The 11,383-nt window shown below is 71.1% G+C and carries 13 protein-coding genes; 1 reads left to right on the forward strand and 12 read right to left on the reverse strand.

What is annotated here, in order from left to right; translation table 11 throughout:
* Positions 1-107 precede the first annotated feature (107 nt).
* The 8 genes from fabG to VFH59_RS09820 form a co-directional block, all read right to left on the reverse strand.
* Complete coding sequence (fabG, locus tag VFH59_RS09785; RefSeq protein WP_325164706.1) at positions 108-845, reverse strand: 3-oxoacyl-ACP reductase FabG; 738 nt, start codon at positions 843-845, stop codon at positions 108-110.
* Entirely contained in the window at positions 842-1,282 is a 441-nt protein-coding gene (locus tag VFH59_RS09790; RefSeq protein WP_325164707.1) for a phosphotransferase, read from the reverse strand. Before VFH59_RS09790 ends, fabG begins: the two co-directional genes overlap by 4 nt.
* Entirely contained in the window at positions 1,266-3,605 is a 2,340-nt protein-coding gene (locus tag VFH59_RS09795) for an MMPL family transporter (protein WP_325164708.1), read from the reverse strand. The genes VFH59_RS09790 and VFH59_RS09795 overlap by 17 nt, the downstream gene beginning before the upstream one ends.
* A gap of 13 nt (positions 3,606-3,618) precedes the next feature.
* Positions 3,619-4,257 carry a LolA-related protein gene (locus tag VFH59_RS09800; RefSeq protein WP_325164709.1) on the reverse strand — a complete coding sequence of 213 codons (639 nt, stop codon included), beginning with the start codon at positions 4,255-4,257 and terminating at the stop codon, positions 3,619-3,621.
* Positions 4,181-5,134 carry an acyltransferase gene (locus tag VFH59_RS09805; RefSeq protein ID WP_325164710.1) on the reverse strand — a complete coding sequence of 318 codons (954 nt, stop codon included), beginning with the start codon at positions 5,132-5,134 and terminating at the stop codon, positions 4,181-4,183. Before VFH59_RS09805 ends, VFH59_RS09800 begins: the two co-directional genes overlap by 77 nt.
* A complete protein-coding gene (locus VFH59_RS09810) occupies positions 5,131-5,436 on the reverse strand; it encodes a hydroxymyristoyl-ACP dehydratase (RefSeq protein WP_325164711.1) in 306 nt (101 codons plus the stop codon). Before VFH59_RS09810 ends, VFH59_RS09805 begins: the two co-directional genes overlap by 4 nt.
* Entirely contained in the window at positions 5,433-6,137 is a 705-nt protein-coding gene (locus VFH59_RS09815; RefSeq protein WP_325164712.1) for a xanthomonadin biosynthesis protein, read from the reverse strand. The genes VFH59_RS09810 and VFH59_RS09815 overlap by 4 nt, the downstream gene beginning before the upstream one ends.
* Before the next feature lie 85 nt (positions 6,138-6,222).
* Positions 6,223-6,492 (reverse strand): phosphopantetheine-binding protein, encoded by a 270-nt coding sequence (locus tag VFH59_RS09820; protein WP_325164713.1) that lies wholly within the window; start codon positions 6,490-6,492, stop codon positions 6,223-6,225.
* Between the two features lie 90 nt (positions 6,493-6,582).
* Between VFH59_RS09820 and VFH59_RS09825 the strand changes: the two genes are divergently transcribed.
* A complete protein-coding gene (locus VFH59_RS09825; protein ID WP_325164714.1) occupies positions 6,583-7,575 on the forward strand; it encodes a pteridine-dependent deoxygenase in 993 nt (330 codons plus the stop codon).
* A 7-nt stretch (positions 7,576-7,582) separates the two neighbouring features.
* On the opposite strand, the gene glmU is transcribed toward VFH59_RS09825, so the two are convergent.
* The 4 genes from glmU to VFH59_RS09845 all read right to left on the reverse strand — a co-directional run bounded on the left by glmU (position 7,583) and on the right by VFH59_RS09845 (position 11,379).
* Positions 7,583-8,959 carry a bifunctional UDP-N-acetylglucosamine diphosphorylase/glucosamine-1-phosphate N-acetyltransferase GlmU gene (glmU, locus tag VFH59_RS09830; protein ID WP_325164715.1) on the reverse strand — a complete coding sequence of 459 codons (1,377 nt, stop codon included), beginning with the start codon at positions 8,957-8,959 and terminating at the stop codon, positions 7,583-7,585.
* 64 nt (positions 8,960-9,023) lie between these two features.
* Positions 9,024-10,106 carry a DUF748 domain-containing protein gene (locus VFH59_RS09835; protein ID WP_325164716.1) on the reverse strand — a complete coding sequence of 361 codons (1,083 nt, stop codon included), beginning with the start codon at positions 10,104-10,106 and terminating at the stop codon, positions 9,024-9,026.
* Between the two features lie 75 nt (positions 10,107-10,181).
* Entirely contained in the window at positions 10,182-10,703 is a 522-nt protein-coding gene (locus VFH59_RS09840; RefSeq protein ID WP_325164717.1) for a hypothetical protein, read from the reverse strand.
* Between the two features lie 247 nt (positions 10,704-10,950).
* On the reverse strand, positions 10,951-11,379 hold the full coding sequence (locus tag VFH59_RS09845) for a F0F1 ATP synthase subunit epsilon (protein WP_325164718.1): 429 nt from the start codon (positions 11,377-11,379) through the stop codon (positions 10,951-10,953).
* Positions 11,380-11,383: the final 4 nt, after the last annotated feature.

Genomic DNA, 11,383 nt, shown 5'->3' on the forward strand with positions numbered 1-11,383 from the left:
AAGGCCCAAGCCGTGCGCGCCGGCTGACGCTGTCGCCAAGTGCGGGCGGGCTGTCCCGCCCGCCCCGAAAGCCTGCAGGCGCCGCAGCCATGCGGCGCCTGTTTCGTTCAGGCCATGCCACCGTTGATGCCGATGACCTGCCCATTGATGTAGCCGGCGGCCTCCGAGCACAGAAAGGCGACCAGCGCGGCGACTTCCTCCGGCCGGCCGGCGCGCTGCGCCGGCACGATCTCGCGAAGGCGCTCGGGCGGGAAGCTCTCGCCGATCATGCGTCCCTCGATCACGCCGGGCGCCACCACGTTGGCGGTGATGCCACGCGAGGCCATTTCGCGCGCCAGCGACTTGACCGCGCCGTGCAGCCCCGCCTTCGCCGCCGCGTAATTGGCCTGGCCACGGTTGCCGATCTGCCCGGCCACCGAACCGACCGCCACCACCCGGCCGAAGCGCGCACGCGCCATCGGCAGCAGCAGCGGCTGCACGACGTGGAAGAAGCCGTTGAGCGAGATATCGACGACCCGCTGCCACTGCTCGGCGCGCATGCCGGCCATCGGCGCATCGTCGTGCACCCCGGCGTTGCTGACCACGGCATGGATCGGGCCTTCGGCCAGCAGCGCCTCCAGCGCGGCTTGCGTGGCGGCGCCATCGGTCACGTCGAAGGCCACCGCACGGGCTTGCCCGCCCTTTGCACGGATCACCGCCGCCACCGCCTCGGCGCGGTCGGGGGCGCGGTTGGCATGCACGATCACCTGGTAGCCGCCCGCGGCCAGCGCATGGCAGATCGCACCGCCGAGGTCGCCGCTGCCGCCGGTGACGAGGGCGTGGCGTGAAGGGTTGCTCGGGGTCATGGCATCGGTCCTTCGGGATGGATCACCGCGGAGCGGCCGCTCGCCAGCAGGCGGCCGGCGCATTCAATGCGAAAGGCGTACTGGGCGCCGGTATCGTCGGCATAGAGGCACTGCGCATGGACGTCCAGGCGTCCGTCGCCGGGAACGTACTCGAGCGCCAGCTCCAGCCCGCGCAGGCTCACCAGCATGCCCGGGCGGGCCGTTTCGACACCGCGTGCCCGCGCGCGCAGGGCGCCGTGCACGGCCATCGCCTGCGCGCCGTATTCGGCCAGGTGCACCGCGTGCAGGCCGTGCGGGCCGCGCAGCGGGTTGTCGGGGCGGGCATGCCCTTCGCTGGTGGCGTGGATGGTCTCCGCGTCCCAGGCCAGCACCGCCTCGAGCAGGCACATGCCGCCGGCGTGCGGGATCAGGTGGGCCCAGTCACTCTTCGGCAGCATGCTCGGCCTGCGCGTGTGGCGCCATCAGGATGGAAAGGCAGAAATGGAAGGCCACGCCCAGGCTCACGGTCAGGCCGATCGCGCGCAGCACCGGGATCGTCGCCCAGGCCAGCATGCCGAACACCAGCAGCGCGGAGAGCACGCAGACCAGCGTGGCGTGCAGCGTGCGCCGCTGCTCGGCCGGATCGCCGGTGTCGCGCTCGAAGAACAGCGCGTAGTGCAGCCCCAGCCCGCCGGCCAGGATCAGCGCGACCAGGTGGAACAGGGAAACCTGCACGCCCGCCACCCGCTCGACGGCCAGCACCAGGAAGGTCGCCAGGGTCATCGGCGCCAGCACGTGCCAGGCCCGGCGCAGGCTGCGCAAGGCCAGGCTGATGGTCAGCACCAGCAGGACCGTGGCGGCCAGCAGTGCCTGCAGGATGCGCGTGCGGTAGGCGACCACCAGCGACTCGGCGGCGCCCTTGAGGTCGAGCACGCGCACGGTGCCAGCGCCGGCCCGGGCCAGCGTCGCCAGCGTCGCGGCGTCGTGCACGCCGCTGACCGTGCCCAGGCCCAGCCAGTGGCCGTCGCGTTCGACCAGCATGGCCGCCAGGCGCTGGCCCAGCGGGCTGGCCGCGAAGGCCTGGGGCGTGAGTGCCGGCAGACTCCGCGCGGTGTCCACGTCGGCCACGAAGGGTGCAAACAGGTCGCGTCGGAACGGCAGGCCGTCGGTGGCCTTCGCGAGCGCCTGCTCCAGGGCCGCACGATCGGGCAGCTTGCGCTGGCGCGCCCGCTGGGTCGCCGCGCTGGGCAGGTAGCGCGAGGGGAGCTCGATGGCGTCGACCGCCTTGCGGGTGACCAGCGCCTCCGCCTGCGGCTCGAGCTGTTCGGACAGCGCGAGCACCGCCTCGGGCGTGGCCGCCTCCAGCACCAGCAGGTAGCGCACGTCCGGCGCGCCCAGCGCGGCGCGCAGGCGTGCGTCGCGCTGCAGCAGGTCGGTCGGCAGCGGGGTGAGCGCGGCCAGGTCGTTCTGCCAGAACGGGCCGCGCCCCAGCGCGAGCAGCGCCACGATCACCACGACGACCACCCAGGGGATCCAGCGCGGCCGCGGCAGCGCATCGACCGCCGTGCGCAGGCGCCCGAGCCACGGTAGCGCGGCGACGTCGCGCACCCGCGTCGGCAGCAGGTACGGCAGCAGGTAGCGCGTGCTGAAACCGGCCGCCAGCAGGCCGACGATGGTGAACACTGCCAGCTGCTTCAAGCCGTTGACGCCCGATGCATAGAAGGCCAGGTAGGCGATGCAGGCCGAGGCGATCGCGGTGAGCAGCAGCGGCCACAGGTCGCGCACGCTCGCGACCGCATCCTCGCCGGCACGGCGGTGGCTGAGCACGCGGATCGGGTATTCCTGCGCCACGCCGAGCAGGGTGAAGCCGAAGGCCAGCGTGATGCCATGCACCTGCGGAAAGACGAGCGTCAGCGCGGCGATGCCGGCCAGCGCGCCGCTGGCGACCGGCAGCGCGGCCAGCAGCAGGGAGCCCACGCTGCGATAGGCCAGCAGCAGCAGCGCGATGAAGCCGATCGTCGAGATGCGGCCGATCCAGTCCGCCTGTTGGCGCGTCTGCGTGCTCGCCACCACGCTGAAGTAGCCGGGCCCGGAAACGACCAGCTTCGCTTCCCGGCCATCCGGCAACGCGTGCAGCGCCTGCCCGATCGCGGTGATGGCCGCCTGCTGCGCGTCCGGATCGAAGCCCGGCGCACGGGTCTGCACCAGCAGCAGCGCCTCGCCCTGCGGCGAGAACCACACCCCGTCGCGGATCTGCGGCGAGCGCGCGGGTGCCCAGCGCTGCGCGAGCTTGAGCACCTCCAGCGTGGGGTCGCGCGGCAGCAGGCCCTTGAGCAGGCCGGCGGCCGGCGAGGCGAGTTCGTCCAGGCGCTGCTCCAGCTGGTCGCGCAGGAAGGCCGCGTCGAGCGCGTGCGTGTCGAGGGTCGGCGACAGCAGGTAGCGATAGGGCAGCAGTGCGGGATCCAGCGCGGTGAGGTCGAAGCTGCCGTTGAGCACCTGCGTGTAGCGCGGGTCGGCCTTGAGTTTCGTGGCGAGCGCCTGGCTCAGCTTCGCCAGGGTCGGGTCATCCTTGCCGCTGAGTGCCAGCAACAGCAGGCGCGACCCGGGACCCTCGCCCACCTGTTCCATGAGCAGGCGCTGGTCGGGCGTGCTCGGCGCGGGCATGAAGCTGCGCAGGTCGGAACCGACCTGCAGATGCTTGGCCACCCACAGCCCCAGCAGGGCGAGCAGCAGCAACCAGCCGGCCAGCAGCGCGACGCGGGCGCGCAGCGCCATGCTCATGCGACCGTGCACCTCACTGGCCCTGGCAGAGCGCAGTGAGCGCCTCGCGGGTCGGCGCGGCCGGCATCCTGGCCGCCAGGGCGCCGAGCAGGTCCACGGCGACGTCGCCATCGGCTTCCTGCATCCACATGCAGCGCGCCAGCGCGCCCTTGCCGTCGATGCGGATGGTGGCCACCGTGCGTGCGACATCCAGGTCGCGCGGAGTCAGGGTAAGCGTCCACACGCCGCCGGCATCGCCGCGACGGGTGATCGCGAAAGCCTGGCGCAGGCGTCCCGGATCGCCGCCGAGCAGCGCCACGAAACTGTCCACCAGCACCTTCAGCTGCGGCGCGCGCTCCAGCGAGAAGCTGCGCTCGCCCTTGCCCGCGCGCTGCTGGGTGACCTTGCCGTCGGCAATGCGCGCCGTCTCTTCGTGCGGCCGGGTGACGTGACGCTCGAGCGTGTCGCCGCCGAGCCAGGCCAGCTCGCCGGAGACCACCAGCGGGCGGTCGAGCAGCTGCATGAAGCGCGCTTCGGCGAAGGCCGTGCGCGCCGGCGCGGGCCGGCCCAGCTTGCTGATCAGCGTATCGGTGGCGTCAGGCGCCGAGGCGTTCGCCGAGCAGGCCAGGACCAGGATGCACAGCGCTGCGCCGATCTTGCTGCCAGAAGTCATAGAAGTTGAACCAGTTGTAGGGTGCCACGTGGACGTAATGCTCCAACCGCTGGGCATAACGGGCGATGAGCGCATCCAGCGCCGGACCGCGGGCATGCCGCGGGATCTCCACGCGGTCGGCCAGCGGCTCGAACACCAGCCGGTAGCGGCGGCCGCCCAGGTACAGCCCGAAGCAGAGCACCACCGGCACCTTCAACGTATGGGCCAGAAGCCAGGGGCCGACCGGGAACGGCGCGGGTTGGCCGAGGAACGGGGCGTGGCGCAGCGCCTCGTGGCTGCGCCCGCGGTCGGCCAGCAGCGCGACCAGCGCACCCTGCTGGCAGGCCTCGTTGATCGCCAGCGTGATCGAGGTGCCATCCTGCGAGGCATCGATCACGCAGGCGCCCACGTCCGGCGCCAGGGCCTCGAGCAGTTCGGTCATCGCCGGGGTCTTCTGCTTGTCCAACAGGACGCGCAGCGGCATCTGGGGCCGGCGCGCACCGATCGCGCGCAGGGCCTCGAAGCTGCCCTGGTGCGAGCCGAACAGCAGCACGCCATGGCCGCGCGCCAGCTGCTCGTCGAGCATCTCCAGCCCGACCGTCTCGACCTCGAAGTTCTTCTCGCCATGGGCGAGCAGGAAGATCCGGTCCATGATCGTTGCGGCGAAGCAATGGATGTGCCGCATCACCTGCCAGGCCGTCGCGCGCCGACCGAACACCCGGCTCAGGTAGGCGCGCGAGGCGGCACGCTCGGGCCCGCGGCGCAGGAAGAAGTACAGCGTGATCGGGTACAGGAACACCCGTCCGAGCCGCCGGCCGCCGTAGAGGGCGATGTTGCGGATCAGCCACAGCGCGAAACGTCCGCCGCCTTCGGGCCGGCTCTGCCAATGATGAGTCATGCGTCCGTCGCTCCCTCGACCAGGCCGCGGGCCAACAGAGTGCCGCCGCGGCGCAGTTCGAAGCGTACCTGCGCGGCGGCCCGCGTCAATTGCAGCTCGGCGGTTTCCCCCGGCTCGAGCGGCGCGACGAACTTGGCCTCGCGCACGCACGCCAGCCGCTCCCCGCGCCAGGCGCGCAAGGCCTCCGCCACCTTTTCGAGCAGCAGCACGCCGGCGACCAGCGGGCGCCCCGGGAAGTGGCCCGGCAGGCTCGGGTGGCCGGCCGCGAAGAAAAAGGTGGTGTGATAGCTGTCGGTGCTCATGGCGCGCGGTCCCTGCCGCGGATCAGCTGGGGCCAGCGCAGCGCCAGCCGGTGCAACAAGGCATGCAGGCCCAGGTGCGGCAAGTGCCGCAGGTGCCAGCGGCGGAACAGGTACTCCAGGGCGAACACTACCCCGATCAGCAGGTAGGCGCCCAGGTGCACGTAGCCCTGCACCCACGGCTGCGGCAGCGGCCACGGCGAGGGTACGCCCAGTCGTTCGAGCAGGCCATCGGGTTCCTGGCAACACAACAGCACGGCGAGCAGCAGCGCCTGCGCCGTCAGCAGCGCGCTCCAGAACGTGGTGAGCTGGCGCGCGTAGGTGGCGATGCCGGGCAGGGCCAGCCGTGGCGTGCCCTCGATCGCTTCGATGAACCGCGCCACGAGCGGTTGGCGACCGGCCCGCAGCGTCCGCCCGAACACCCAGGCCAGCAGCAGGTTCAGCAGCACCGGCACCGCGTCGAGCACGAGTGAGGCGAGGCCTCGCGCGGCCAGCCAGGCCATCACGCCCGACAGCCCCAGCCAGAACAGCCAGGCGCCGGGGCGCCATCCGCGCAGGGCCGGCCACCACAGCAGGCCCAGCAACAGCGACAACGCCGCCAGCGACAGGCACTGCCGGTGGAGCAACGCACCCGCGACCGCCAGCAGCGGGTAGGCGAGCAACAGCGGTAGCGGGCGCCCACCGGGGCGCCTGGGATCGGACATGACGTGCGCGTGCATCAGGGTCGAAGGGAACGATGGTCCGCGCAGCGGGATGGCGCGGGCGTCACGATGACGCGCACATGCGGGCTCAGGCGGCGCGGTTCTGCTCGATGTGCGCCGAGAGCGTGGCCAGGCTGGTGAAGATGCGCCGGTTGTCCGGGTTGTCCGAGCGCAACTGGAACCCGTAGCGCTTGGACACGGCCAGCGCGATTTCCAGCGCGTCGATCGAATCCAGTCCCAACTCGCCGCCGAACAGCGGCGCGTCCGGGTCGATCTGTTCGGGTGCGACCGATTCCAGGTTCAGGCTCTGGACGATCAAGGTGGCCAGCTCGTGCTGGGCCGCAGTCAGTTCTGCCATGCTTTTTTCCGTACCCCATGCGTGCCTCCCCCCGGCGGCAACAGGCGCGGAGTGTAACATAGCGGGCCTGTTGCTCCTGGTTTGCAATGCATGATGCAGGGTTGTGAAAACGCACTGGCCGAACCGCTGCCGCGCCGCGCGCCGCGGGTCGCCTACCGTAGTGGCGAGGTGGCCGCCGTGCTGGCCGAATACGGCACGCTGGCCGTGTTCGGTTTCGGCAGCGGCGCCACCGCAAGCGATGATCCGCGCTGGTTCCGCGTCGCACTGGAGGGTTTCGACGCACCGGTGCCGATGGAGCTGTGGCAGGTCGACGCCGAGGTGGAGCACGGTCGCGTCGGTGACGTGCGCTGGGCGGCCGGCGGCGGCTGGCTGTTCGCCGCGGTGGAGCTGGACGAGGCCGACCATGGCGGCCCCGGGCCGGCGGCGACCCGCGCCTACCAGGCCTTGCGACAGCTGGTCGAAGGCCGCGCCGAGCGGCACGTGCTGCGGATCTGGAATTATCTGGGGGCGATCAACCAGGGCGAAGGCGACGCCGAGCGTTACAAGCTTTTCTGTGAGGGCCGCGCGACCGGCATGGGGGCATTCTTCGCCGAGGGCTACCCCGCCGCCACCGCGATCGGCCACCACGGTCCGGTCGGTCGCCTGCAGGTGTACCTGCTCGCCTGCGACCAGCCGGGCGAGCGGATCGAGAACCCGCGCCAGGTCAGCGCCTGGTGCTATCCGCGCCAGTACGGCCGCACGCCTCCGAGCTTCGCCCGCGCCATGCTGCTGCCGGCGCAGGACGCGCTGGCCATCTCCGGCACCGCGGCGGTGGTTGGCCATGCCTCGGCGCACGAGGATGACCTGCAAGCCCAGCTGGAGGAGACCTTCACCAATCTGGAGGCGCTGCTGGCCCGCGGGCGCCTGGCGCCCGGCTTCGACACCCACTCGCCACTGAAGGCGTACGTGCGGCACCCGGCCGATGCGGCGCAGGTGCGCGAATTCATCACCCGCCGTCTGCCCGGCGTACCGGTGCTGCTGCTCCACGGAGACATCTGCCGCAGCGAGCTCCTGGTGGAGATCGACGGCTGGCGTTACGCCTGAACTGCGCCTACACGGGCCTGGGCTTCTTGGTGGGTCGCTTGAACCCGGGGATGGTCTGCTGCCGCCCGCGGGCCAGCGTGAGCTCGCCGGGGGGCGCATGCTTGGTGATCACCGAGCCGGCACCGATCGTGGCGTTGGCGCCGATCGTCACGGGCGCGACCAGCGCGCTGTTCGAGCCGATGAAGGCGCCGTCCTCGATCACGGTGAGGTGCTTGTTGGCGCCGTCGTAGTTGCAGGTGATCGTGCCGGCGCCCACGTTGACACCCGCGCCGATGCGCGCGTCGCCGAGGTAGCTGAGGTGGTTGGCCTTGCTGCCCTCGCCCAGCTGCGCCTGCTTGGTCTCGACGAAGTTGCCGATGTGCACGCCGGGCGCGAGCTCGGTGCCCGGGCGCAGGCGCGCGAACGGACCGATGGTGCAGGGGCCGCGGGTGGTCACGCCTTCCAGGTCGCAGTGCGCCAACACCACGGTGCCGGCGGCCAGCTGCACGTCCTTGAGGCGCACGAACGGGCCCACGCGCACCTCGTCACCGAGCGCGACGGAGCCTTCCAGGATCACGTCGATGTCCAGCTCGACGTCCACCCCGGCCTGCACCCGCCCGCGCACGTCCAGGCGCAGCGGGTCGGCCATGCGCACCCCCGCCAGCAGCAGCTCGCGGGTCGCGCGGCGCCGATGGTGCTCCTCCAGGCCAGCCAGCTGCAGCGGATCGTTGGCACCGGCGGCCTCGACCGGATCGGCGCATTCGACGCAGGCGGCGGGACGACCTTCGGCGGCGGCCATGGCGAAGACGTCGGTGAGGTAGTACTCGCCCTGCGCATTGTTGCGCTCCAGACGGCCGATCCAGCCACGCAGCGCCGTGGCGTCGCCGGCCAGGATGCCGGTGTTGACCAGGCGGATGGCGCGCTGCGCGGCATCGGCGTCCTTCTCCTCCACCACGCCGGCGACACGGCCGTCGGCGTCACGCAGCACGCGGCCGTAGCCGCGGGCGTCTTCCAGCACGGTGGCGAGCAGGGCCAGGCCGTCGGCATTCGCCAGTGGTGCCAGCGTGGCCGCGCGCAGCAGCGGCACGTCGCCGTAGAGCACCAGGACGCGCGTCCCATCCGGGATGTGCGCCAGCGCCTGCGCCAACGCGTGGCCGGTGCCCAGGCGCTCGGCCTGCTCGACCCATTCGATGTTCGGATCGGCCGCGAAGGTGGCGCGTACCTGCTCACCGGCATGCCCGTGTACCACGTGGATCGTGGCCGGCGACAGCGCCCGGGCGGTCTCCAGCACGTGGGCCAGCAGCGGCCGCCCGGCCAGCGGCATCAGCACCTTGGGCTTGCGCGATTTCATTCGCTTGCCCTCGCCGGCGGCGAGGATCACGACGTGCAGGGGCGAAGCGGGCATGCAGGCACCGGTGGAAGCGTTCGATGGCCGCCGAGGATAACAGCGCGTTCGTGAAGCGGACTGGTCAGTCCTTCTTTTCCGGCGCCGGCTCCAGGTTCTCGAGCTTCGGGGTGTACGCCTGCACGAATGCGTTGTGGAGCACGTTGATGACCGCCTGCCAGGCGCCGACATCCTTGTTGTCGATGCGGCCGCTGATCGGCACCTTGGTGGCGAACTGGTCCTTTGCGTGGTTCTTGAACAGCCAGGTAATGCCGTTGGCGAGTGCTTCCCAGGCGACCCGCAGCGGGTTCTCCTTCTCCTGCTCGACGTCCTGTTTCCAACTGAACACCTTGACGTCATGCAGCAGCGGCTTGGCATAGCCGTTGAGCTGGCCGTCGTGCGCCTGGAGCTGCATGACGAAGGTGCCGTTGCCACCGGCGAAATCCAGCTTGGCGTAGGCACGCGCCAGGTCGTTGGTCCGCTTGAGCTCGATGTCGCGGATGCGCAGGTCGAAGGTGAAATCCAGCAGCTTCGGATCCAGCGGATCGAAGCTCGCGTCGGCCGCCAGGGGCGCGCTGCCGAGCACCTTGGCGGTGGCGTGGAAGTCGGCCACCCGACGGCCCTTGCTGCGGTCGGCGTTGCTCAGGTTCACCGCCGTGGCCTCGACATCGGTCATCTTCATGTCCACCTTCGGATGCGAGACGAAGTTGTGGAAGGTGACCTGGCTGTCGTGCACGGTCACCTCGTCCAGGCGGATCGGCACCAGCCCCTCCAGTTGCTGGCGCCAGTCCACGCCCTTGCCGGCCTGGCTGGGCGCCTGATCGCCGCCGTCGACGAAGTTGAGGCTGGCGTGGTCGAACTCGACCCGGCCGCGGACGGTGCCATGGGTGAGCGCGCGCCAGCTGATCGCGATGTCGGTCGTGCCGGCCGAGAAGAAGGGGACCGGCACCTTGCCGTCCACCTTGTCGATGCGCAGGTCGCCCAGGCTGTAGGCGCCGCGCCACAGATGGATATCCACGTCGGCGACGTGGCCGTGGTAGGCGCCCATGCGGTCCATCTTGCGGTTGAGGTAGTCCTTCACCACGTAAGGCAGGGCGAGGCGCGCCACCACCAGCAGCGCGACGAAGATCAGCACGATGACCAGCGTGCGGCGGGCGACGTGTCTCATGCTTGGCTCCTGACAGCCCAGTCCGCCCGAGTCTAGGCGCGCAGGTGTAATCGCTGTGTCCAGATCGGCGCGGGGTCAGCGGGCGGCGGCTCCCGGGCCGGCCGAAACCGATGTGCGGCCGTGTTCGCAGCGGAAGGTGAAGACGTAGTCGAGGCCGAAGGGCTTGGCCTCGCTGTCTACCGGATGGCTGTTGCCGTCCGCGTCGGCCGCCCAGTAGGTGACCGTCAGCGGGGTGTAGCGCCAATCCCGCACTGCATCGCGCACCGCGTCGGCGAAAGGCGACTGCGCTTCAGGCGGATTCATCCGTACCTCATCCACGTGGCCCCGCGCGTCGACGATTACCCGTGCAGGCATGTCCACCCGTGATGGGCAGCTGGTGAGCATGGCCTCCGGGTAGGCAGGCGGCTGGTGCGCTTCGAGCGTCGCGCCCGTAGCCACCTGGCCCATGGCCAGCTGGTAGTGGGCCATGCCGGTGCTGACCGCGATGCGGTCGGTGCCCGCACCGCCGACGCCCGGCTCGGTGGCCGGTTTTCGTGCGGCGTGGGCACAGCCGGCCAGCAGCGTAGCGGCAGCGAGCAGCGTGATCGCACGGCTCATGGCGTTCCTTCCTCGATGACGCAGGACAGCCTAACCATGGGGGGTGCACGCACCAAGTTCGCGGCCTTGCTTGCTCCTCGGCGGAGCTGGGGCGGGACTCGTGGGGAAGCCTGGCGAGCGGCTTTGGCGCCGTTCATCGCAAGAACGGCCCCTCACCCCGGCCCGCTCCCGGAGGAGAGGAGGCGCCGGACCCGCAGACAAAAACGCCGGCGCGAGGCCGGCGTCTTCATCAGCGGCGGGGCGGCCGTCAGTGCTTGAGGTTGCGGCGCAGGCGCTCGAGCGCCTGCAGCTGGGTCAACGCAGCGACCAGCTTGGCCTGGGCCTCGGCCACGTCGATATCCTCGGAGCGGTTGGCCAGCGCTTCCTCGGCTTCCTTCTTGGCGGCCAGTGCGGCGGCCTCGTCGATTTCCTCGGAGCGCACGGCCGTGTCGGCCAGCACGGTGACCGCGTGCGGCTGCACTTCCAGGATGCCGCCGCCGGTGATCGAGATGTCGACCTTCTCGCCGCCGGCCTCGGTCACCACGACCTTGCCGGGCTTCAGGCGGGTGATCAGCGGGGCGTGGCGGGGCGTGATGCCCAGCTCGCCCTGGTCGCCGGTGGCGACGACCATCGTGGCCTCGCCCGAGTAGATCGCGGCTTCGGCGCTGACGACTTCGACGCGGATGGTGGTTGCCATGTGG

This window comes from Frateuria sp., from assembly GCF_035695185.1.
GTDB lineage: Bacteria > Pseudomonadota > Gammaproteobacteria > Xanthomonadales > Rhodanobacteraceae > Frateuria_A.

Coding starts and splice junctions, on each gene's coding strand:
- fabG (WP_325164706.1), bottom strand. CDS start 845: ATGACCCCGAGCAACCCTTCACGCCACGCCCTCGTCACCGGCGGCAGC.
- VFH59_RS09790 (WP_325164707.1), bottom strand. CDS start 1,282: ATGCTGCCGAAGAGTGACTGGGCCCACCTGATCCCGCACGCCGGCGGC.
- VFH59_RS09795 (WP_325164708.1), bottom strand. CDS start 3,605: ATGAGCATGGCGCTGCGCGCCCGCGTCGCGCTGCTGGCCGGCTGGTTG.
- VFH59_RS09800 (WP_325164709.1), bottom strand. CDS start 4,257: ATGACTTCTGGCAGCAAGATCGGCGCAGCGCTGTGCATCCTGGTCCTG.
- VFH59_RS09805 (WP_325164710.1), bottom strand. CDS start 5,134: ATGACTCATCATTGGCAGAGCCGGCCCGAAGGCGGCGGACGTTTCGCG.
- VFH59_RS09810 (WP_325164711.1), bottom strand. CDS start 5,436: ATGAGCACCGACAGCTATCACACCACCTTTTTCTTCGCGGCCGGCCAC.
- VFH59_RS09815 (WP_325164712.1), bottom strand. CDS start 6,137: ATGTCCGATCCCAGGCGCCCCGGTGGGCGCCCGCTACCGCTGTTGCTC.
- VFH59_RS09820 (WP_325164713.1), bottom strand. CDS start 6,492: ATGGCAGAACTGACTGCGGCCCAGCACGAGCTGGCCACCTTGATCGTC.
- VFH59_RS09825 (WP_325164714.1), top strand. CDS start 6,583: ATGATGCAGGGTTGTGAAAACGCACTGGCCGAACCGCTGCCGCGCCGC.
- glmU (WP_325164715.1), bottom strand. CDS start 8,959: ATGCCCGCTTCGCCCCTGCACGTCGTGATCCTCGCCGCCGGCGAGGGC.
- VFH59_RS09835 (WP_325164716.1), bottom strand. CDS start 10,106: ATGAGACACGTCGCCCGCCGCACGCTGGTCATCGTGCTGATCTTCGTC.
- VFH59_RS09840 (WP_325164717.1), bottom strand. CDS start 10,703: ATGAGCCGTGCGATCACGCTGCTCGCTGCCGCTACGCTGCTGGCCGGC.
- VFH59_RS09845 (WP_325164718.1), bottom strand. CDS start 11,379: ATGGCAACCACCATCCGCGTCGAAGTCGTCAGCGCCGAAGCCGCGATC.